This window comes from Microbacterium sp. P03, from assembly GCF_043556235.1.
In the GTDB taxonomy this organism is placed as follows: domain Bacteria; phylum Actinomycetota; class Actinomycetes; order Actinomycetales; family Microbacteriaceae; genus Microbacterium.
Genome location: NZ_JBIGIM010000001.1, coordinates 530,039 through 551,707, shown reverse-complemented (window position 1 = coordinate 551,707; position 21,669 = coordinate 530,039). Strand labels below are relative to the sequence as shown.

At 68.3% G+C, this 21,669-nt stretch carries 17 protein-coding genes and 1 tRNA gene; 8 read left to right on the top strand and 10 right to left on the bottom strand.

Annotated features, from left to right (window positions below):
- The first annotated feature begins 34 nt into the window (after positions 1-34).
- The 5 genes from ACFXOO_RS02615 to ACFXOO_RS02595 all read left to right on the top strand — a co-directional run bounded on the left by ACFXOO_RS02615 (position 35) and on the right by ACFXOO_RS02595 (position 6,305).
- Positions 35-2,731 carry a transglycosylase domain-containing protein gene (locus ACFXOO_RS02615; protein ID WP_394562703.1) on the top strand — a complete coding sequence of 899 codons (2,697 nt, stop codon included), beginning with the start codon at positions 35-37 and terminating at the stop codon, positions 2,729-2,731.
- Positions 2,722-3,654, top strand: coding sequence for a metallophosphoesterase (locus ACFXOO_RS02610; protein ID WP_394562702.1), 933 nt, complete (start codon positions 2,722-2,724; stop codon positions 3,652-3,654). The genes ACFXOO_RS02615 and ACFXOO_RS02610 overlap by 10 nt, the downstream gene beginning before the upstream one ends.
- Positions 3,655-3,770: 116 nt before the next feature.
- Entirely contained in the window at positions 3,771-5,294 is a 1,524-nt protein-coding gene (locus ACFXOO_RS02605; RefSeq protein WP_394562701.1) for a hypothetical protein, read from the top strand.
- 88 nt (positions 5,295-5,382) lie between these two features.
- Positions 5,383-5,456 (top strand) — tRNA-Pro (locus tag ACFXOO_RS02600).
- A 72-nt stretch (positions 5,457-5,528) separates the two neighbouring features.
- Complete coding sequence (locus ACFXOO_RS02595) at positions 5,529-6,305, top strand: HAD-IIB family hydrolase (protein ID WP_378837656.1); 777 nt, start codon at positions 5,529-5,531, stop codon at positions 6,303-6,305.
- Between the two features lie 6 nt (positions 6,306-6,311).
- On the opposite strand, the gene ACFXOO_RS02590 is transcribed toward ACFXOO_RS02595, so the two are convergent.
- Positions 6,312-7,568 (bottom strand): alpha-hydroxy-acid oxidizing protein, encoded by a 1,257-nt coding sequence (locus ACFXOO_RS02590; RefSeq protein WP_378851805.1) that lies wholly within the window; start codon positions 7,566-7,568, stop codon positions 6,312-6,314.
- 13 nt (positions 7,569-7,581) lie between these two features.
- Positions 7,582-8,322, bottom strand: coding sequence for a FadR/GntR family transcriptional regulator (locus ACFXOO_RS02585; protein ID WP_378837652.1), 741 nt, complete (start codon positions 8,320-8,322; stop codon positions 7,582-7,584).
- Between the two features lie 91 nt (positions 8,323-8,413).
- On the opposite strand from ACFXOO_RS02585, the gene ACFXOO_RS02580 reads away from it, so the two are divergent.
- On the top strand, positions 8,414-9,310 hold the full coding sequence (locus ACFXOO_RS02580; RefSeq protein WP_378837650.1) for a DUF1295 domain-containing protein: 897 nt from the start codon (positions 8,414-8,416) through the stop codon (positions 9,308-9,310).
- Here the strand turns inward: ACFXOO_RS02580 and ACFXOO_RS02575 are convergent.
- The 4 genes from ACFXOO_RS02575 to ACFXOO_RS02560 form a co-directional block, all read right to left on the bottom strand.
- A complete protein-coding gene (locus ACFXOO_RS02575; RefSeq protein WP_378837647.1) occupies positions 9,274-9,909 on the bottom strand; it encodes a thymidine kinase in 636 nt (211 codons plus the stop codon). The two genes, ACFXOO_RS02580 and ACFXOO_RS02575, sit on opposite strands and share 37 nt — an antisense overlap.
- Before the next feature lie 44 nt (positions 9,910-9,953).
- A complete protein-coding gene (locus tag ACFXOO_RS02570) occupies positions 9,954-11,426 on the bottom strand; it encodes a malate:quinone oxidoreductase (protein ID WP_378837645.1) in 1,473 nt (490 codons plus the stop codon).
- A gap of 106 nt (positions 11,427-11,532) precedes the next feature.
- Complete coding sequence (locus ACFXOO_RS02565; RefSeq protein WP_378851816.1) at positions 11,533-12,603, bottom strand: aspartate-semialdehyde dehydrogenase; 1,071 nt, start codon at positions 12,601-12,603, stop codon at positions 11,533-11,535.
- 140 nt (positions 12,604-12,743) lie between these two features.
- Complete coding sequence (locus ACFXOO_RS02560; protein WP_378838620.1) at positions 12,744-14,030, bottom strand: aspartate kinase; 1,287 nt, start codon at positions 14,028-14,030, stop codon at positions 12,744-12,746.
- Between the two features lie 168 nt (positions 14,031-14,198).
- On the opposite strand from ACFXOO_RS02560, the gene ACFXOO_RS02555 reads away from it, so the two are divergent.
- Together ACFXOO_RS02555 and ACFXOO_RS02550 are read left to right on the top strand one after the other, a co-directional pair.
- On the top strand, positions 14,199-14,690 hold the full coding sequence (locus ACFXOO_RS02555; RefSeq protein ID WP_378837641.1) for a hypothetical protein: 492 nt from the start codon (positions 14,199-14,201) through the stop codon (positions 14,688-14,690).
- 121 nt (positions 14,691-14,811) lie between these two features.
- A complete protein-coding gene (locus tag ACFXOO_RS02550) occupies positions 14,812-15,393 on the top strand; it encodes a DM13 domain-containing protein (protein WP_394562700.1) in 582 nt (193 codons plus the stop codon).
- Positions 15,394-15,461: 68 nt separating this feature from the next.
- Here ACFXOO_RS02550 and recR read toward each other — a convergent pair whose 3' ends face one another.
- The 4 genes from recR to ACFXOO_RS02530 all read right to left on the bottom strand — a co-directional run bounded on the left by recR (position 15,462) and on the right by ACFXOO_RS02530 (position 21,607).
- Positions 15,462-16,055, bottom strand: coding sequence for a recombination mediator RecR (gene recR, locus ACFXOO_RS02545; RefSeq protein WP_378837636.1), 594 nt, complete (start codon positions 16,053-16,055; stop codon positions 15,462-15,464).
- A 2-nt stretch (positions 16,056-16,057) separates the two neighbouring features.
- Positions 16,058-18,286 carry a DNA polymerase III subunit gamma and tau gene (locus ACFXOO_RS02540; RefSeq protein ID WP_394562699.1) on the bottom strand — a complete coding sequence of 743 codons (2,229 nt, stop codon included), beginning with the start codon at positions 18,284-18,286 and terminating at the stop codon, positions 16,058-16,060.
- 64 nt (positions 18,287-18,350) lie between these two features.
- A complete protein-coding gene (locus ACFXOO_RS02535; RefSeq protein WP_394562698.1) occupies positions 18,351-20,879 on the bottom strand; it encodes a glycoside hydrolase family 65 protein in 2,529 nt (842 codons plus the stop codon).
- Positions 20,876-21,607: an HAD family hydrolase gene (locus ACFXOO_RS02530; RefSeq protein ID WP_378837628.1), complete on the bottom strand. Its 732-nt coding sequence runs from the start codon at positions 21,605-21,607 to the stop codon at positions 20,876-20,878. The genes ACFXOO_RS02535 and ACFXOO_RS02530 overlap by 4 nt, the downstream gene beginning before the upstream one ends.
- Positions 21,608-21,669 lie beyond the last annotated feature (62 nt).

Genomic DNA, 21,669 nt, shown 5'->3' with positions numbered 1-21,669 from the left:
GCTTCCCTCAGGTAACTCCCTTACGATCAAGCCTATGCCTGATACCAAACGGACGGCCAGTGGCGTGCTCGGCGGCATCGCCGGAATGCTCGGCCTGAGCGTCGTCGCCGGTGTGCTGATCACCGCCACCGTCACCCCCGCCATCGCCGTGTCAGGCGCCGCCGCATCGAGCGCGATCACGATGTTCGACAACCTGCCCAGCATCCTCGACATCGAGGACCTCATGCTGCCGAGCACGATGTACTACACCGATCCCGCCACGGGCAGCCCGGTCGAGCTGGCCACCTTCTACGACCAGAACCGCTCCCCGGTGACGTTCGAGCAGATCGCCCCCGTGATGTACGACGCGATCCTCTCCAGCGAAGACCCGCGCTACTACCAGCACGGCGGCATCGACCTGATCGGCACCTCGCGTGCGCTCCTGCAGAACCTCCGAGGCGGCGGCGAGACCCAGGGCGGATCATCGATCAGCCAGCAGTACGTGAAGAACATCCTCATCCAGCGCTGCGAGTCCGACGCGACGTCCGACGAAGAGCTGCAGAAGTGCTTCACCGACGCCACCAACTCCAGCGGCACGGAGGGCATCCAGCGCAAGCTTCAGGAGATGCGCTACTCGATCGCGCTCGAGCAGAAGTACTCCAAGAACGAGATCCTGCTCGGCTACCTCAACATCGCCAACTTCGGCGGGACCACCTACGGCATCGACGCCGCCGCCCGCTATTACTTCGGCGTCACCGCTGCCGACCTCAACCTCGCGCAGGCGGCGACACTCGCCGGCATCGTCCAGAACCCGAACACGTACCGCATCGACAAGACGGGCGGCTCGATCACCGACGCCGCCGGAGTCACGTACAACAAGGCGCCCGACGGTTCGATCGACGACGTCAACCCCAACACGATCGCGGGCCTCAAGACGCTGCTCGACAACGGGACGATCACGCAGGAGCAGTACCTGGCCGCCGCCGACGGATACAGCGCGACCAAGGGTCGTCAGCTCTACGTGCTCAGCCGGCTCCTGGACGACGGGAAGATCACCCAGGAGCAGTACACCGAGGCGGTCATCGCCCCCATCACGCCGAACATCAATCCCTCGCAGACCGGGTGCGTCGCCGCCGGCGGCGCCGCGTACTTCTGCCAGTACGTCAAGAGCATCATCAAGACCGACGCCGCGTTCGGCGCGACGCAGGATGAGCGCGACAAGACGCTGCAGCGCGGCGGCCTGAAGATCTACACCACCCTGGACGTGCGGCTGCAGGCCGCCGCCGAGGGCGCGATGAACGAGTACGTTCCGACGTCGGTGGCGAACATGAAGTTCGGGTCGACCAACGTGAACATCGAGGCATCCACCGGTCGCATCCTCTCGATCGCCCAGAACACCAGATTCAGCGAGACCGCGGATGCTGCAGCCGACCCCAATCTCTCTTCGCTCGTGTACGCGGGCGACGTGACGCACGGTGGGTCGTCCGGATTCTCGGCGGGTTCGACGTTCAAGATCTTCACGCTCATCGACTGGCTCGAGAAGGGCCATTCGGTCAACGAGCGCCTCGACGGCCGTGTCCGCGTCATCGACAAGATGAAGGACAGTTGCGCGCCCGACGGCGCGGGCTACTGGTACAACGGCAACGACGAGAAGATCGGCAACTTCGGCGGCGGTGGCGGCAACTACGGCACGCCGATGGACTTCACCGCGTCCTCCCTCAACTCGGGCTACTTCGCGATGGCCGAAGAGCTCGACCTGTGCGACATCCAGAAGGTCGCCACCAAGATGGGCGTGATGAAGGGCACCGGCGGCGAGGTCGCCATGCATACGCAGTTCTCGGTGATCGGCGACAGCAACATCGCCCCGATCGCCATGGCCGGCGCCTACGCGACGGTCGCCAACAACGGCACCTACTGCCAGCCGAAGGTCATCGACCGTGTTCTGGACCGCAACGATGCCGAGCTCGCGATCCCGGCGACGACATGCACGCAGGTCATCGACCCGAAGGTCGCCGCCACCGCGGCGTACGCCCTGCAGGGCGTCATGAACCGCGGCGGCACCGGCGCCAACGGGAACCCGTACGACGGAACCCCCTTGCTCGGGAAGACAGGAACGCACGAGCAGCTGCAGACATGGCTGGTCGAGTCGAGCACGAAGGTGACGAATGTCACCTGGGTGGGCAACTCCGAAGGCGAGGCCGATGTCTTCAAGAAGTACTACAACGGCAACGCCCTCTCGAACCTCCGCTATCTCGTGGGCAAGAGCGTGCAGCGCACGGTGGACGAGGTCTACGGCGGAGACGACTTCCCGGAGCCCGACAACAGCCTGACGCGTCGCGTGCTCAAGAACCTGCCGAACGTCGTGGGCCTGTCGGTGGACGAGGCGACGTCGCGGCTGGACGACGCCGGGTTCACGGTGAGCGTGGGTACGCCGGTCGACTCCACCACGGGTGCGGGCCTCATCGCCCAGCAGGACCCGGCCGGCGGTCAGGCCGTCGGCGGCACCACCGTCACGATCAGCCCGAGCACGGGTCAGGGAGTGTCCATACCCGACGTGAACGGGCAGTCGCTCGAGGCAGCGACGAGTTCGCTCAAGTCCGTGTTCGGCAACGTCACCGTCGGGACGTGCACCGCCGACGGCAGCCTCGACGCGAACCGGAAGACCGCCAACGGGACGAATCCGGCCGCCGGCACGATGACCAACAGCGGTGCCGCGGTGAGCATCAACTACACCTCGAAGACATGTCCGTGACAGCAGGTCCGAACGGCCGAGCCGCCCTCACCGCCCTTGCGACGGTGGGGGCGCTCGGCGCCGGGGCCGCGATCTGGGGCGTGGGTATCGAGCGCTACCTGTTCGCGACCCGGCGACACACCCTCCGCGTACTCCCCCCGGGGTCCTCACCGCTCAAGGTGCTGCATGTCTCGGACGCGCACATGGCCCCGTGGCAGCACCGCAAGCAGCGGTGGATCGCCGGGCTCGCGGCATTCCAGCCCGACCTGATCGTCAACACGGGTGACAACCTGGGCCACGTCGAAGGTCTCCGTGGTCTGCGGAGGGCCTTCAATCCCTTCCGCGGCATCCCCGGATTCTTCGTGCACGGCTCGAACGACATGTCCGCCCCCGGCCCGCGCAACCCGCTGAAGTACTTCACCGGGCCGTCCAAGATCCAGGCGGTCGAGCAGCCCCTCGACACGAACGCCCTCGACGCCTACCTCACAGACGACCTCGGCTGGCAGCGGCTCGACAACACCACCGCTGTCCTCGAGACGGCCGGCCTGCGTGTCAACGCCTTCGGCGTCAACGACGCGCACCGCGACTGGGACGACCTCGCCGCACTGCCTCCGCTGGTCGCCCAGCAGCCGAGCGCCGACCTGCGCATCGGCGTCACCCACGCCCCGTACCGCCGGGTGCTCGACGAGTTCACCGACCTCGGCGCCGACCTGCTGTTCGGCGGACACACGCACGGCGGCCAGGTTCGGATCCCCGGGTTCGGCGCCCTCGTCGCGAACTGCGACATCCCCCTGCGTCAAGCGCGCGGACTGAGCACGTGGACGCACGCCGGGCGCAGCATCCCGCTGAACGTCAGCGCGGGACTGGGCCACTCGATCTACGCGCCCGTGCGTTTCGCCTGCCGTCCGGAGGCGTCGCTCCTCACGCTCCTGCCTCGCGGCTGAGCGCTCTCCTCCCCCGCGGCATCGTCGCCCCGACTCTCCACATCGAAGCCTTCCGCGGCTCGCCGGCGCGACCCTCCGGCGCACGATCGACGTGACCCCGTCGAAAGGAAGCCGCGATGTCATCGTCCGCGCCAGCCCCCCTCCTTCTCGTGCGCACCGCCGTCGCGGCGATCGCGTGCGCGATCCTCATCGCCGCCGGTGCCGTCCTCTTCGCGCCGCCGGCCCACGCCGCCGACCAGGGCACGGGGTTCGGCACATGGGCTCCCCTGTCCGCCTCCGGGTGGCACGGGTCGATGGTGGTGGGCGGCGTGCACACCTACTGCATCCGCCCGGGGCTGCCCCTACCCACCGGGGAGTCGACCGACCACGGCGTCACCGCGGCGGCCGCCGGCCTGTCACCGCAGCAGTTGACCGGCATCAATCTGCTCGTGACGACCTACGGTCAGACATCCGATCCCGTGCAGGCGGCCGGGGTGGGCTGGGCCGTCAAGGCCATCGCCGACCGCTCGGAAACCCTGCATTCCTGGGGATACCGGGGCGAGTCCCTGGCCGAGGCCGTGCAGTGGACCATGAATCATGTGTCCCCGGCGCACGCCGAGGAGGTGGCTCGACTCGCCGAGAGGTACTACGCCGAGGGCATGAGTGCGGCCGTCGCCTCGAGTGCTGCACAGATCTCGCTGACCACCGATCCCGCGGATGCGCGCCGAGGAGTGGTGCGGTTCGAGGCCGGTGGCCCCGGCACCATCACCCTGCAGAACGCCGTCTTCGCCGACGATGGCGCCGCGACTCTCGCCGACGCGCGACCGGGTGCCGACTACGCGATCGTCTCCGCCTCACCCATCGGCGACGGTGCGCCCTACTCCGTCGACGCACGCGTCGAGGGGTCCGCAGGGTACGCGGCGGCCGTCCGGCACATCACCACGGAGGGCGGGCAGGACACGGCGGGTCCCGGGGGTCCGTTGCGCTTCTCTGCCGAGACGACGGATGCCACGCCACGACCGGTCCTCTTCTCGCCCGTCCTGTCGACCCAGGTGATCGACGCCGAGGTCGACGGCGGCCCGTTCGTCGACGACGTGCGCCTGTCGGTCGAAGACGGCGTCTGGCCGCGCGCCGGCGACGGCAGCTTCGTCGCCCTGCGGGCCACCGCGCGCGTCTACCGCACCGATGCCCCTCCTGCCGAGAGCCTGGGGGTCCCCGCCGATGCGACGCCGGTCGGGGATCTCAGCCTGACGAGCGATCCCGGCCGGGGCGCCGGCGTGTACCGCGTGGAGTCCGGGTGGGATCTTCCGGGGCCGGGCGTGTACACCGCCGTATGGCAGATCAGCGCGAAGGCTCAGGACGCGGGAGTCGCCGCCCACCTCGAGCCGGGCTACGCGTGGGTGGAGAAGTTCGGGGTCGCGACGCAGCAGATCTCGATCCTCGCTCCCCCGCCGCAGCCCACGCAGACGCCGGGCGTCCCATCCGCACCGCCGGCCGCGGAAGCACCGCCGGCAGCCGCTGCTGCCCCACCGGCGCTCGCGGCGACCGGGCTCGATGACAGCACGGCGCGCGCAGGCGGTATCGGTGTGGCAGCGGTGATCCTCGGCTGCGCCGTGCTCGCCCACGTCGCGCAGCGACGACGGAGATCCGCGCTGCCGTGACCGCCTCGCGCTCCGATCGGGCGGCGATCACGTGGTCGGCCACGATTCGGCACTGCGCCGGGAAACGGGTAGACTCGGGGGGTTGCCACGGGGTGTGGCGCAGCTTGGTAGCGCGCGTCGTTCGGGACGACGAGGCCGCAGGTTCAAATCCTGTCACCCCGACAACGGAAGGGCTCCATCGCACCGCGGTGGAGCCCTTCGCTTAGGCCACGCAGCTCGTCGCGAGAGGGAACCATGACCGAATCCGCCACCCCGCGTCTGGTCGCCTTCGACCTCGACGACACGCTCGCCCCCTCCAAGGCGCCGATCGACCCGCGCATCGGCGCCCTGCTGATCGCGTTGGCGGAGCGCGTGCAGGTGGCGATCATCTCGGGTGGACAGATCGTGCAGTTCCGCACGCAGGTCATCGACAGGCTTCCGGATGCCTCGCCCGAGGTGCTTTCCCGTATCCACCTCATGCCCACCTGCGGCACGCAGTACTTCCGCTTCGGCGGCCAGCACTTCGACGTCGTCTACGCGAACGTGCTCACCGCCGATGAGAAGTCCCGGGCGCTCGCCGCCGTGGAGGAAGAGGCACGGCGCCTCGGCCTCTGGTCTTCGGAGACCTGGGGCGACATCCTCGAGGACCGCGACTCCCAGATCACGTTCTCGGCTCTCGGACAGCGTGCGCCGCTGGACGCGAAGGTCGCCTGGGATCCCACCGGGGAGAAGAAGAACACCCTGCGGGCCGCGGTCGCGGCTCGTGTGCCGGATCTCGAGGTGCGGTCGGGCGGCTCCACCTCGGTCGACATCACTCACCGCGGCATCGACAAGGCCTACGGCATGAATCGCCTCAGCGAAGTCACCGGCATCCCCCTCGACGAGATGCTCTTCATCGGCGACCGCCTGGATCCTGAGGGCAACGACTACCCCGTGCTCGCAATGGGCGTGCGCTGCCATGCGGTGGAAGGGTGGGAGCAGACCGCCGACTTCCTCGACGACCTGCTTCCCACGCTGCCCGCGCGGGCCTGAGCCGGATCAGGCGACCGGCACGCCGGTAGCGCCGGCGACCGGCACGAGGCGCGTCAGCTGAGTCACGTGCTTGGGCTCCAGTTCCTCCAGCGACGCGACGCCGAGCAACCGCATCGTGCGCTCGATCTCGGTGCGCAGGATCTCGATCATGCGGTCGACGCCCTCTCGACCGCCCGCCATCAGACCGTAGAGGTAGGCGCGCCCTACGAGCGTGAACTTCGCCCCGAGGGCGATGGATGCCACGATGTCGGCACCGTTCATGATGCCGGTGTCGACCATCACCGTGGCGTCCTTGCCCACTTCGCGCACGACCTGTGGGAGCAGGTGGAACGGGATCGGCGCACGGTCGAGCTGGCGGCCGCCATGGTTGGACAGGATGATGCCGTCCACACCGAGGTCGATGAGCCGCTTGCTGTCCTCGATGTTCTGCACCCCCTTGATGAGGATCTTTCCGGGCCACAGGCCGCGGATGACCTCGAGGTCCTCGTAGCTGATCGTGGGGTCCATGGCGTAGTCCAGCAGCTCGCCGACAGTGCCGCCAGTGGTCGAGAGCGACGCGAACTCGAGCTTCGGCGTGGTCAGGAAGTCGTACCACCACCACGGTCGCGGGATCGCGTTGACGATCGTGCCGAGGGTCAGCTGCGGCGGAATTGAGAAGCCATTGCGCTTGTCCCGCAGTCGGGCGCCCGCGACGGGGGTGTCGACCGTGAACATCAGCGTGTCGAAGCCCGCGGCCGCCGCCCGTCGAGCGAGCCCGTAGGAGATCTCGCGGTCCTTCATGACATACAGCTGGAACCAGTTGCGACCCTGCGGATTGGCTGCCACGACGTTCTCGATCGACGTCGTGCCGAGCGTCGACAGAGTGAACGGGATGCCTGCAGCACCCGCAGCGGAGGCACCGGCTGTCTCCCCCTCGGTCTGCATGAGGCGCGTGAAGCCCGTGGGCGCGATACCGAACGGCAGCGCGCTCGGGCCCCCGAGGATCTGCACCGACGTGTCGACGTCAGGAGCCGGCCGGAGGATTCCGGGGTGGAACTCGATGTCCTCGAACGCGTGCCGCGCCCGCGCCAGTGACAGCTCACCCTCGGCGGCGCCATCCGTGTAGTCGAAAGCCGCCTTCGGCGTCCGGCGCTTCGCGATCGTCCTGAGATCGGCGATCGTGAGGGCCGCGTCGAGGCGGCGCTTGCGTCCGTCGAATTCCGGCTTCTTGAACTTCATCAGCTCGAGGAGCTCGATGGGGTTGGGCAGCTGACGCTGGACCATGGTCTTCCTTTCGTCAGGCGGGGAGGCGAGCCGGGGTGGCCTCGGCGTAGTACCCCGTGATGTGGTCGTGGATGAGCGTGCGCGCCAACGTGACGTGACCGTCGTCGATGGCATCGAGAAGAGCGCGATGCTCGCCGCGGAGGCGCGCGGCCACCGGCTCCCATTCGGGGATGCGGGCAGCTCCTGCCTGCACGTACGATTCGATCGATGTGCGGAGCCCCGCCATCATCGCGGCGATGACGACGTTGCCCGAGGCCTCCGCCAGCGACTGGTGCAGTTGGGCGTCGAGCGCAAGGAACTCCGCCGCAGTGAGCGTCGGCTCTTCCATCGCCGTCGCGATGGTCGAGGCCGCGGCCGTCGACCGATCGTCGTGGCCGGCGAGCTGCGTCACCACCGCTTCCTCGAGCACGAGTCGCGTTCGCATCACGTCTTCGAGCGGAAAGCCGTTCGCCGCGACCTGAAGACGGAGCAGCGCCGCCATTCCCCCCTGAGGTGCCGCGACGATGATGGCGCCCGATGTCGGACCCGAGCCCGTGCCGGTCCGGATGAGCCCCAACACCTCGAGCACGCGCAGCGCCTCGCGCACGCTGGAGCGGCCGACCCCCAAGGAGGCGGCGAGCTCGCGCTCCGGCGGCAGGTGATCTCCCGGCGTCAGCGTGCCGTCCAGGAGCGAGGATTCGACGTGGCGCAGCACGCGCTCCCACGCGCGCGGCGAGGCGGCCTCGCGGGACGACGTTGTGGAAGGGATCACCATTGCTCCGGACTCTGTGGTCTGGCCACACTAGCGCGTGTGGTCGGACCACGCAAAGCGAGCGCGCAGCCCTTGGAGGTCGTACTCTGTCGCCATGGAACCGCTGCAGGCCGTCCTCATCCTCTTCGCTGCCGTCTGCGTCTTCTGCTGGATCGCGTCACTGATCACGAAGGACACGTCCTGGGTCGACCGCATCTGGTCGATCGTGCCGGTCGCCTATGTCTGGATCTTCGCCGGCTTCGCCGTCGCCGAGGGACGCGAGGCGACTCGGCTGGTGCTCATGGCCGCGGTGGTGACGTTGTGGGGCGCCCGACTGACGTACAACTTCGCCCGGAAGGGCGGCTACACCGGCATGGAGGACTACCGCTGGGCGATCCTGCGGGGCCGTATGAAGCCCTGGCAGTTCCAGCTGTTCAACCTCCTCTTCATCGTGCTCTACCAGAATGCGCTGCTCGTGCTGATCAGCCTTCCGGCGCTCGTCGCCTGGGAGAATCCCGCACCGCTGGGTGTCGGAGACATCCTCTTCGCCGCACTCTTCCTCGCGTTCCTCCTCGGCGAGACCATCGCCGACCAGCAGCAGTGGAGGTTCCACCAGGCGAAGAAGCGCGCAGGAGGGCAGCTCGCCCCCGGTTTCATCACGTACGGCTTGTTCCGCGTGAGCCGGCACCCGAACTTCTTCTTCGAGCAGGCGCAGTGGTGGGCGTTCTACGCGCTGGGGGCGACGGCGGCCGTGGCATCCGGTGCGGGGATCTGGGGCGGAGCGATCAACCCGACGATCGCGGGCGCGATCCTCCTGACCCTGTTGTTCATCGGGTCGACGATCTTCACCGAAAGCATCTCGGCGGGCAAATACCCCGCGTACGCCGACTATCGACGTTCCACGTCGATGTTGATCCCCTGGCCCCCGAAGTCATCGACAACGGGACAGGACGAGCCGGATGCCGCAGCGAGACCTCACGCGCCGAGCAGGCCCGCGGACTCCCGGAGGTAGCACTCGCCGCACAGCGACTCGTACGTCACTTCTTGTCCGTCGATGGCGACCTGGTCACCGTCGAACACGAAGACCCCGTCCACGAGACGCCCGTTGAACAACGCCTTGCGTCCACAACGACAGATCGTCTTGAGCTCTTCGAGGGCGTGCGCCACCTCGAGGAGTCGGCGCGAACCCGGAAACGCGGCCGTCCGGAAATCGGTGCGGATGCCGTAGGCCAGCACAGGAGTGTCGTCGAGCACCGCGATGCGGAAGAGGTCGTCGACCTGCGAGGCAGTGAGGAACTGCGCCTCGTCGACGAGCAGACAGGCGACATCGGCAGGGCCGGTGCTCAGCCCTGACAGCTCATCGTGAGTGTGTCGCACGCGCGCCTGGTTCTCGGCGAACAGACCGCGCGCATCGTCGGAGCCTCCGATGAGGAAATCGACGGCACGCGTCATCCCGAGGCGACTGGAGATCTGCCCGGCGCCCTTCGTATCGATCCGCGGCTTGGCCAGGAGGACGTGCTGCCCGCGCTCTTCGTAGTTGTACGCCGCTTGGAGGAGGGCCGTCGACTTGCCCGAGTTCATCGCCCCGAAGCGGAAGTACAGTTTGGCCACCCGCCGATTCTACGGAAACGCGGGTCGCGGGGTGCGACGGCCGGTCACGCGGTGAGGGCGAGCGCGTCCGCGGTCTCGGCGAGCACTTCGCTGGCGACCTCGGGTCGCGGATTGAGCGTCTGTCCGTAGCTCGGGATCAGCTCGCGCAGCCGGGGCTCCCACGACGAGATCTGGTCCGGGAAGCAGGTCTTCAGCAGTCCGAGCATGATCGAGACGGCCGTCGACGCTCCGGGCGAAGCACCGAGGAGACCGGCGATCGAGCCGTCCTCCGACGTGACGACCTCCGTGCCGAACTGCAGCACCCCGCCTTTCTTCGGGTCCTTCTTCATGACCTGCGCACGCTGGCCGGCCTGCAGAAGCTCCCAGTCCTCGGCCTTCGCGGTGGGCATGAAGATGCGGAGGCTGTCGACCTTCTTCGCGTGGTTCTTGAGCAGCTCCCCCACGAGGTAGGTGATGAGCGACGGGTTGTCGACCGCGACCTTCAGCATCGGGCCGATGTTGTGCGGCCGCACCTGCGACACGATGTCGAGCATCGAGCCGTTCTTCAGGAACTTCGGGCTGAATGTCGCGAAGGGACCGAACAGCAGCGACGTCTCGCCGTCGACGACTCGCGTGTCGAGGTGCGGCACCGACATCGGCGGGGCACCGACGGAGGCCTGCGAGTACACCTTCGCCTTGTGCTGCGCCACGAGCTCGGGGTTGGAGGTCTTCAGCCATTGCCCGCCGATCGGGAAGACGCCGTAGCCCTTGATCTCGGGGATGCCCGAGCGCTGCAGCAGCTTGATGGCCCAGCCGCCCGCGCCCACGAACACGAACTTCGCCTTCGTGGTGCCGGGCGTGCGGCCGATCGTGTTGCGCCACTTCACGACCCAGCCGCCGTCTTTCGCGCGTGTCAGGTTTCGCACCTCGCGGTTGGTGACGACTTCGGCGCCGTCCTCCTTGAGCTTGTCGAAGAGCTGATGTGTGAGAGCGCCGAAGTCGACGTCGGTGCCGGCGGGCACGCGCGTGGCGGCGAAGGGCTCGCCGGCAGGCCGCTTCTTCATGAGCAGCGGGGCCCACTGGTTGATGACGCGCGAGTCCTCGCTGTACTCGATTCCCGCGAACAGGGGCTGCTTCTTCAGCACCTCGTACCGCGCCTTGAGGAAGGCGACGTCTTTTTCGCCCCGAACGAACGTCATGTGCGGGGTGGAGTTGATGAACGTCGAAGGCTCCTCCAGTACGCCCGCCTCGACCAGGGAGGACCAGAACTGACGGCTCTGCTGGAACTGCTCGTTGATCGTGATGGCCTTGGCAGGATCAATGGTCCCGTCGGCGCTCTCGGGCGTGTAGTTCAATTCGCACAGCGCTGCGTGGCCGGTACCGGCGTTGTTCCAGGCGTTCGAGCTCTCCAGCCCCACGTCATCGAGACGCTCGTACACCGCGATCTTCCAATCGGGCTGGAGTCGGGAGAGGAAGGTGCCCAGGGTGGCGCTCATGATGCCACCGCCGATCAGCACGACGTCGACGGATTCGTTCACACGTCGATTCTAGTTGCGACCGCTCGCGGTACCTCCCCGCGAGGCGACGCTGAGCACGAAAGTCCGCGATTCTTTCCTCGAGGTCAAAAGAATCGGTCGACGCTCTTCAGGCGGTGACGCCCAGGGACGCCGCGACGACCTCGGCGATCTGCACCGCGTTCAAGGCCGCTCCCTTGCGCAGATTGTCGTTGCTGATGAACAGCACAAGGCCTCGGCCCTCGCGGGCGGACTGATCGGCACGGATGCGACCGACGAAACTCGGATCCTTGCCCGCTGCCTGGAGAGGTGTGGGCACCTCCTCGAGCACGACGCCGGGCGCCGTGCTCAGCACTTCGCGCGCTCGGTCGGGGGTGATGTCGCGAGCGAACTCCGCGTGGATGCTCAGCGAGTGACCGGTGAAGACGGGTACGCGCACGCACGTGCCCGCGACGCGGAGGTCGGGCAGCTCGAGGATCTTCCGGCTCTCGTTGCGCAGCTTCTTCTCCTCGTCGGTCTCGTTGTCGCCGTCGTCGACCAGGCTGCCCGCGAAGGGGATGACGTCGAAGGCGATCGGAGCGATGTACTTCTCGGGCTGCGGGAAGTCGATCGCTGAGCCGTCGTGGACCAGGCGCAGGGTGTCCCCCTGGGCGAGGACGGCCTCCACCTGGCCGAGCAGCTCCTCGGCGCCGGCGATACCGGAGCCGCTTACGGCCTGGTAGGTGCTCACGATCAGCCGCTCGAGCCCGGCCTCGGTGTCGAGCACCTTGAGCACGGGCATGGCCGCCATCGTGGTGCAGTTCGGGTTGGCGATGATCCCCTTCCGCGCCTCGCGGATGGCATGAGGATTGACCTCGCTCACGACGAGCGGCACGTCGGGGTCCATGCGCCAGGCGCTGGAGTTGTCGATGACCACGGCGCCCGCCTCGGCGAAGCGCGGGGCGTGTGCGCGGCTGCCGGTGGCGCCGGCCGAGAACAGGGCGATGTCGATGCCTGCGGGATCGGCGGTCTCGACATCCTCGATGATCACCGTCTGCCCCGCGAATTCGAGAGCCGTGCCCGCCGAACGAGCCGTCGCGAACAATCGCAGTTCGCGGATCGGGAAGGCGCGCTCGGCGAGGATCTCACGCATCACGGTGCCGACCTGGCCGGTGGCGCCGATGACGGCGACGGAGAGTCCTGAGTCGGAGATGCGGGTCATGATGGTCATCCTCGAGTGTCGGGGGCTCACGCGGACATCGCGAGGCCGGTTGTGCTGATTCTACCGAGACCGGCGTATCCGCCGAGACGGCGTGACGTCCGTGAGGAGTTGAACGCAGCCGAGCAGGCGGGTGGGTGCGGTCAGCGACCCGTACCGGCGTGGATCACGGCGTCGCTGTCGCCGTCGAGCCCGTATGCCGTGTGCACGACGCGCGCCGCCTCGGCCAGATCGTCGCCGCGCACGACGACCGAGATGCGGATTTCAGAGGTCGAGATCATCTCGATGTTGACGCCCGCGATGGACAGCGCCTCGAAGAGCGTGGCCGACACACCCGAGTGCGTGCGCATTCCCGCACCCACGACCGACAGCTTGCCGATCTGGTCGTCGTGCACGAGGCTCTCGAAGCCCACGTCGGCCTGCTCGCCGGCGAGGGCTCGCAGCGCCGTGGGCGCGTCGGATTTGGGCACGGTGAACGAGATGTCGGTGCGGCTCGTGGCGGCGGCCGACACGTTCTGCACGATCATGTCGACGTTCGCGCCGGACTTGGCGACGATCTTGAAGATCTCGGCGGCCTTGCCGGGCACATCGGGCACACCGATGACGGTGATCTTGGCCTGACCGAGATCGGTCGCGACACCGGCGACGACGGGCTCTTCCATGGGACCCTCCTGGTCCGCGTAGCGGGCACGCTGCTGTTCGTTGAGCACGAGAGTGCCCTCGGTGGAACTGAAGCTGGAGCGGGCGTGGATCAACACACCGTGGCGACGTGCATACTCCACAGCGCGGATGTAAAGCACCTTGGCACCGTTCGCCGCGAGCTCGAGCATCTCTTCGCTCGAGACGCGATCGAGTTTGCGGGCTTTCGGCACGATGCGCGGATCAGCGGTGAAGATGCCGTCGACATCGCTGTAGATCTCGCAGACGTCGGCGTTGAGCGCTGCCGCCAGTGCGACGGCGGTCGTGTCGGATCCCCCGCGACCGAGCGTCGTGATGTCACGCGTGTCACGGTTGAACCCCTGGAACCCGGCGACGATGACGATGGCCCCCTCGTCGAGGGCCTCGCGCAGGCGCACCGGGGTGACGTCGACGATGCGGGCCGCGCCGTGCGTCGCATCGGTGATCATTCCCGCTTGGCTGCCGGTGAAGGACCGCGCCTCGAAGCCCATCGAGTGGATCGCCATGGCCAGCAGTGCCATCGAGATGCGCTCGCCGCTGGACAGGAGCATGTCGAGCTCTCGCGGCGCCGGAATCGGCGCCACCTGACCGGCGAGATCGAGCAGTTCGTCGGTGGTGTCGCCCATGGCGCTGACGGCGACCACGACCTCGTGGCCCGCCCGACGATTGTCGACGATGCGCTTGGCGACCCGCTTGATGCTCTCGGCGTCGGCGACGGACGAACCGCCGTATTTCTGCACGATCAGCGCCACTGTGGAACTCCCCGGGAAGGAGTCGTCGCGTCGGAACGTGGACCGGCGACGACGGGCGAGCGGATGCCGCACCCGAGGGTCCATCTTACGGAAGACGCATGCCCGCACTGCCATGGACGCCTGCCGCGGACTGCTCGCCGGCCGAACCCGGCGCGCTACAGTGCTCGCATGGATCTGCCGCAGGAGGCCTGGTCGGAGTTCAACGTCGCGATGGTCGGAGCGACGGCTGCTCTCGCGGGGCTGGTCATCGTCGCCGCGAGCGTCAACATCGCCGACATCGTGAAGGCTTCTTCCCTGACCTCGCGGCTGGCATCGGGCATCTCCTCGCTCGTGCTGGCGATCGTCGGATCCGCGGTGGGACTCGTGCCCGGGCTGGGGCTCAGCGCATACGGCATCATCATGATCGCCGGCGCTCTCGTGGCGGCCGTGTTCGCCGGGGCCGCTACGCGACGCATCGCAGAGAACCGTCATCCCGAAAACAGGTTGCGTGCCCTCAAGGCCGCACTCGGGTTCGCCGCTCCCCTCTCCTACGTCGTGGGCGGACTGCTGCTGCTCACGGACGCACCCGCGGGCCTCGCCTGGTTCGCCGCCGGATCGCTCATCGCGATCATCGCCGCACTGCTGATCTCGTGGATCGTGCTGGTCGAAGTACTCCGCTGATCTCGCGGACCGTGGCGCGCGCAGCCTGTGAGAGCGCGGAGCATTCCGCGCGCCGGATCGCGGTCGCAGTACCCTGGTGCGATCAGCGCCGACTCTCGCCCCGGTGCGACCAGGGGGTCACGTGAACCGCAGACCGGTCCTCGTCATCGCAGGAGTGTCGGCCGTCATCCTGGTGGCCGTCGGTGCCGCCTTCTTCCAGCCCTGGCGCCTCTTCACGACCACCGTCGTCGACGAGGCACTGCCTCCGCTGTCATCCGCATCGCCGTCGGAGTCGGTCGTCCCGCGGCCGATCGGATCCGCGTCGCCGTCTCCGACCGCATCGGAGCAGGCAGCGACGACGGAGCCCACGTACACCGACCTCGCCGTGGGCACCTTCATCGCGCACGAGCACGACACGACCGGGGCGGTCAGGGTCGTCGCACAGCCGGATGGCACGCGCGTCCTGGCGATCACGGGTCTGCGGACGAGCGACGGACCCGACCTGCGGGTGTGGCTGACGGATCAGCCGGTCATCGAAGGGACGGCCGGCTGGGGTGTCTTCGACGACGGGACATGGGTGGAACTCGGCCCGCTGAAGGGTAACGTCGGCGACCAGGTCTACGCGATTCCCGGCGATGTCGATCTGACCTCGATCCAGAGCGTGTCCATCTGGTGCGCGCGCTTCGCGGTCTCCTTCGGCGCTGCCACTCTCACCCCGGTCTGAGCACGCTGAGAACACGGGCTCGCACAGCATCCCGATCCAGAGATCGAGTCGACCGCCGGCCGCGTCGTTCAGATCGCGCGACGGCCCTCGAACGCCCGCCCGAGGGTGACCTCATCGGCGTACTCGAGATCGCCGCCGACGGGCAGGCCCGATGCGAGACGGGTCACCGAGATCTCGAGCGTGTGCAGCAGACGGCTGAGGTACGTCGCCGTCGCCTCGCCCTCGAGATTCGGGTTGGTCGCGAGGATGACTTCCTGAACGCTGCCGTCGGCGAGCCGCTGCATCAGCTCGCGGATGCGCAGGTCGTCGGGGCCGACGCCCGCGATCGGACTGATGGCGCCGCCGAGGACGTGATAGAGCCCACGGAACTCACGAGTGCGTTCGATGGCGGAGACGTCCTTCGCGTCCTCGACGACGCAGATGAAGCTCGCGTTGCGGCGGGGATCCCGGCAGATCGAGCACTTGGTCTGCTCGGAGACGTTGCCGCACACCTCGCAGAAGCGCACCTTCTCGCGCACGTCGCTGAGCAGCTCGCTGAGTCGGGACACATCGAACGAGGGTGTCTGCAGGATGTGGAACGTGATGCGCTGGGCCGATTTGGGACCGATGCCGGGCAGCCGACCGAACTCGTCGATCAGTTCTTGAACGATGCCGTCGTACATGATCAGCTGAACCTCGTGGGCGGGTTGTAAGGCTCTTCACGCACGAAGGTCGCGCCGAGAACCTGCCGGACGACGGCCTCGCCATAGCGCTGCACTCCCCCGGTCGATATCGGGAGTCGCGGTGCGACGACGGGCGGGACGGGCGCATCGGGCTCGGGCGTCTCTGCGACGTCCGTCTCTTCCGCGTCGTCGTCCCTGACCGGGGCGACCACGTCGGCAGGCAGCACCTCGCCCTCGCGCGGAGGCGCGAGAGTGGTGGTGCGGGCGTGATCGAGGTCGGCTGCGGCGTCTTCGGGCTCGTCATCCACCGCGAGACCTGCGGACGCGGGGGGCGCACCCGTCCGCGCGTCGGACGCGGATCGCCGACCGGCGGGAAGCGACTCCGCCGGGGCCTCACGAGGGATGGATGCCACGACCCAGTCCGTCACCGGGGCTGCGGGAGTGCGCGCGGCCTGACCGGTACTCGGGCGCGGACCCGGGTCGGGTGGGGTGGGATCATCGTCGTACGGGTCGTACGGGTCGTTCGGGGGCTGCGGGTCATCGGGGACCTCACCGATGTCGCGGAGCCCCGGATCAGTCGGCGAGCCGGTCGGCGAGTCCGCTGCCGGATCGTGACGGGCGATGTACTTCACCCGGATGCCGAGCACGGCCTGGATCGCCTGGCGCAGGTCTTCGCTGGGACCGGCGCCGCGATTGAGCTGCTTGAACTTGGCGACGTCGCCCTGGCTCTGGAAGGCGAGGGTGAGGACATCCCCCTCGAATGCCAGAACGCGCGCGTTGCTCGCCACGAGCCAGGACGTGCGGCTGATGTCTTCGAGATTCCGGAGGACTTCGGTCCACGAGTCCCGCACCATCGGCAGCGTGACCGGACCGGAAGGTGTAGTCGTCGTCGGCCCAGGGACCGCGGCGGTGGCGGCGACGGTGGACCGCATGTCGTGTGCGGAGACGGCGGGTGCCGGTGGTGTGGGACCGGGGACGGTCGCCGCCGGGGTCGACGGTCGCGATGACTCCGGCGCGCTCGACGTCGTCCGTGACGACCCGGAGCCGGTCGACGGCGGCGGGACCGAGGCGGGTGCGGCAGATGGCGCGGGCGCGGCGGGCGCCGCGGATGCACCGGTGTGGGCGAGCACCCGCGCGACCATCAGCTCGAGCTGCAGGCGCGGCGAGGTGGCCCCGGTCATCTCGTCGAGTGTGCCGATCACGAGGTCGGCGGTGCGCGAGAGGCGGTCGGAGCCGAAGATCGACGCCTGCCGCGACATCCGCCCGAGCTCGTCGGCGGGCACGCCACGGAGCACGGCCGCTGCACCCTGGCCCGTCGCGGCGATGATGATGAGATCGCGCAGTCGCTCGAGGAGGTCGTCGACGAAGCGTCGTGGGTCCTGTCCGGTCTGCACGACGCGGTCCACCGCGGCGAAGGCTGCCGCGGGGTCGCCCTCCCCGAAGGCGTCGACGACCTCGTCGAGCAGCTCGGCATGCGTATAGCCGAGCAGTGACACGGCGCGCTCGTACCGCACGACCACGGTGCCGGTCTCGGCCGAGGCATCCGACCCGGCGATCAGCTGGTCCAGAAGGGAAAGGGTGTCTCTCGGGGAACCACCGCCGGCCCGCACGACCAGCGGAAGGACCCCCGGCTCGACCTGCACGCCTTCGAGCTCGCACATGGCCTGGACGTATTCGAGCATCGCAGCGGGGGGCACCAGGCGGAAGGGGTAGTGGTGCGTGCGCGAGCGGATGGTGCCGATGACCTTCTCGGGCTCGGTCGTGGCGAAGATGAACTTGACGTGGTCGGGCGGCTCTTCGACGAGCTTGAGCAGTGCGTTGAACCCCTGCGGCGTCACCATGTGCGCCTCGTCGAGGATGAAGATCTTGAAACGGTCGCGAGCCGGCGCGAAGATCGCGCGCTCGCGCAGGTCGCGCGCGTCGTCGACGCCGTTGTGGGATGCCGCGTCGATCTCGACCACGTCGAGCGACCCACCGCCGCCGCGACCGAGCTCGACGCAGCTGTCGCACTCACCGCACGGCACGTCGGTCGGCCCCTGAGCGCAGTTGAGGCATCGCGCGAGGATGCGCGCGGACGTCGTCTTGCCGCACCCGCGGGGCCCGGAGAAGAGGTAGGCATGGCCGACGCGGTCGCCGCGGAGCGCCGTCATGAGCGGATCGGTCACCTGCGCCTGCCCGATCATCTCGCCGAACGTCTCCGGACGATAGCGGCGATAGAGGGCGGTGGTCACCCGCCTAGCCTAAGCGGTGCCGCCGACATCGGCGGGTCCGCGTCGGACCGCCGGTGACCCCCGCTCACACGTCGACGCGGGCCCCTTCACCCTCGTCCTCGAAGTCCTCCGGGCCGACCACGGGGATCGACGTCGTGACCGTCGGAACGGACGCCGACAGAAGCGTTCCGTCCTCGAGCCGCACGTCGGCGAACTGACGCAGCGACGGGCGGCCCTTGATCACCGGACCCTGGTCGTCCAGGGGCACGACGACCTCTTCGCCGCCCTCGACGACGTAGATGGCCCCGCGCACACTGAAGTCGACGGGCTCGCCCTCGCCGGCGCGCACGCTGATCGCATCGCGGGTGATCGTGACGGTCAGGCGCGTACCGTGCCAGTGCAGCACGAAGGACAGGTCGTCCCAGTCCGCGGGCAGACGCGGGTCGAACGACAGGTCGCCGAAATGATCGCGCATGCCGCCGAAGCCCGACACGAGCGCCGTCCACACCCCTCCCGCCGACGCCACGTGCACGCCGTCGGAGGCGTTGTGGTGGAGGTCGGCGAGGTCGACGAAGATCGACTCCTCGAAGTACTCGCGGGCGAGGTCCTGATAGCCGACCTCCGCCGCGAGGATCGACTGCACCACCGCCGAGAGCGTCGAGTCGCCCGTGGTCAGCGGGTCGTAGTACTCGAAATCGGCGAGCTTCTCGGCATCGGTGAAGTGGTTGCCCTGCAGGAAGAGCGCCAGCACCACGTCCGCCTGCTTGAGCACCTGATACCGGTAGATCACCAGCGGGTGGAAATGCAGCAGCAGCGGGCGCTGATCGGCCGGCGTGTGCTCGAGGTCCCAGACCTCCTTCTCGAGGAACACATTGTCCTGAGGGTGGATGCCGAGGGCCGGGCTGAACGGGATGTGCAGTGCCTCCGCGGCCAGTTCCCACCCTTCGGCCTCCATGGGGCCGAGGCCCAGCCGGTCGACCATGAGGCGGTACGCCTCGGGGTCGTCCTCGGCCATCTCGCGTACCGTGCGCGTGGCGAAGCGCAGGTTGAACCGCGCCATCACATTCGTGAACAGGTTGTCGTTGACGACCGTCGTGTACTCGTCCGGTCCGGTCACCCCGTGGATGTGGAAGGTGGGCGGCTCGTCGTCGTCGTTCTCGCGCCAGAAACCGAGCGTCGACCACATCCGTGCCGTCTCGACGGCGATGTCGACGCCTTCGCGGTGGAGGAACTCGATGTCGCCGGTCGTGCGGACGTACTTCGCGAGCGCGAAACTCACGTCGGCGTTGATGTGGTACTGCGCGGTGCCGGCGGCGTAATACGCGGATGCCTCTTCCCCGTTGATCGTCCGCCAGGGGAACAGCACGCCGCCTTCGTTCAGCTGACGAGCACGCTTCCGGGACGCCGGCAGCATGAGATAGCGCATGCGCAGCGCGTTGCGCGCCCAGAGCGGGGTCGTGTACGCGAGGAACGGCAGGACGTAGATCTCGGTGTCCCAGAAGTAGTGTCCGCTGTACCCCGAGCCCGACACGCCCTTGGCCGGCACACCGAGCCCGTCGGCGCGTGCCGCCGCCTGAGCCAGCTGGAAGAGGCACCACCGGGTGGCCTGCTGCAGGTCGCCGTGGCCGCCGATGCGCACGTCGGATCGCGCCCAGAAGTCGTCGAGCCAGGCGCGCTGACGCTGGAACTGGTGGGCGACCCCCTCACCGCGTACCCGGTCGAGGGTGCGGCGACAGCGGTCCACCAGCTCGCGCGCGGGGACACCGCGGGACGTGTGGTAGCTGACCAGCTTGGTGACGAGGATGGGAACGCCCTGCTTGGCCTGGAAGCGGAAGACGTTCTTGGCGATGTCGGGCTCGATCAGCTGACGCGAATCGCATTCGTTCTCGGTCTCGACGATGTGGTCGGCGACGACCGCGATCGTCATGCCCGAGGTCGTCACCTTGTAGCTCAGCGCCGAGCGCAGCCCGTCCTGCCAGTACTCCTGCGGCTGCAGCACGCGCTCCTCGATGCGGTCGGCCTTGCGCGGATCGAACCCGGCCTTCTTCGGCGCGCTCGGGGTGCCGCCGTAGACGTCTTCCCCGTCCTGCCGGTTGATGACCTGGCAGCTGATCGTGACCGGCGCGTCGGCGTTGAGGACGGTGACCTCCACCGTCATGACGGCCAAATGCTTCTCCTCGAACGACACCATGCGCTGGAACTCGAGTTTGACGAGCTTGCCGGAGGGGGTCGACCACATGATGTGGCGTCGCAGCACACCGTCGCGCATGTCGAGCACGCGCTCGTACTCCCGCACGTCGGTGACGTCGAGCGACAGGGGCTCGTCGTCGACGTAGACGCGCATCACCTTCGCGTCCGGCGCGTTGATGATCGTCTGCCCGACCTCGGCGAAACCGTACGCCTTCTCGGCGTGACGGATCGGGAAGACCTCGTGGAAACCGTTGATGAAGGTGCCCTGCTCGTGCGCGTGCCGCCCTTCGGGCTGATTGCCGCGCAAGCCGAGGTAGCCGTTGCCGACGGCGAACAGGGTTTCGGTGACGCCCGCGTCGTCGAGCGAGAACTTCTTCTCCACGAGCCGCCAGGGGTCGACGGGGAAGCGGTCGCGGTCGATCATGCCGTGAACTCCCCGAGATCCTGCACGACGATGTCTGCTCCGGCGTCACGGAGGGCGTCGGGTCCGACGCCGCGGTCCACGCCGACCACGAGCGCGAAGTGTCCGGCGGCCGCGGACTGCACGCCGCTGATGGCGTCTTCCACGGCGGCACTGCGGGCAGGGTCGACCCCCAGCATCCGTGCGGCTTCCAGGAACACGTCCGGAGCGGGCTTGGAGGAGAGGTCGTCGCGTTCGGCGATGACGCCGTCCATCACGACCGAGAAGCGGTCGCGGATACCGGCGGAGGTCAGCACCTCCTCAGCGTTCTTGGAGCTCGAGACCACCGCGATGGGTGTGCCCGCGGCGATCAGTCGGTCGACCAGGTCGAGGGAGCCCGGGTACGGGGCGATGCCCTCTTCGCGGAGCACACGGGCGAAGACGACGTTCTTGCGGTTGCCGATCCCGCACACGGTGTCGGCCTCCGGCTCATCGGACGGATCGCCCCAGGGCACCTCGATGTCGCGGCTGCGCAGCAGGCTCGCGACCCCGTCGTAGCGCTTCTTGCCGTCGAGGTACTCGAAGTAGTCGCGATCGGTGTACGCCGGGGAGACGTCCCACGCCGCGAAAAGTTCGTCGAACATGGTCTTCCACGCGTGCATGTGCACCTCGGCCGTGGGAGTCAGCACCCCGTCCAGATCGAACAGCACGGCGTCGTAGGACGCCAGATCGGGCAGGGCATCGACAGTCACAGGGACCTCCAGGGGGGAACAGAGGGTGCGGCCGCCATCGTGCCGTGCTGCCAGCGTAGCGG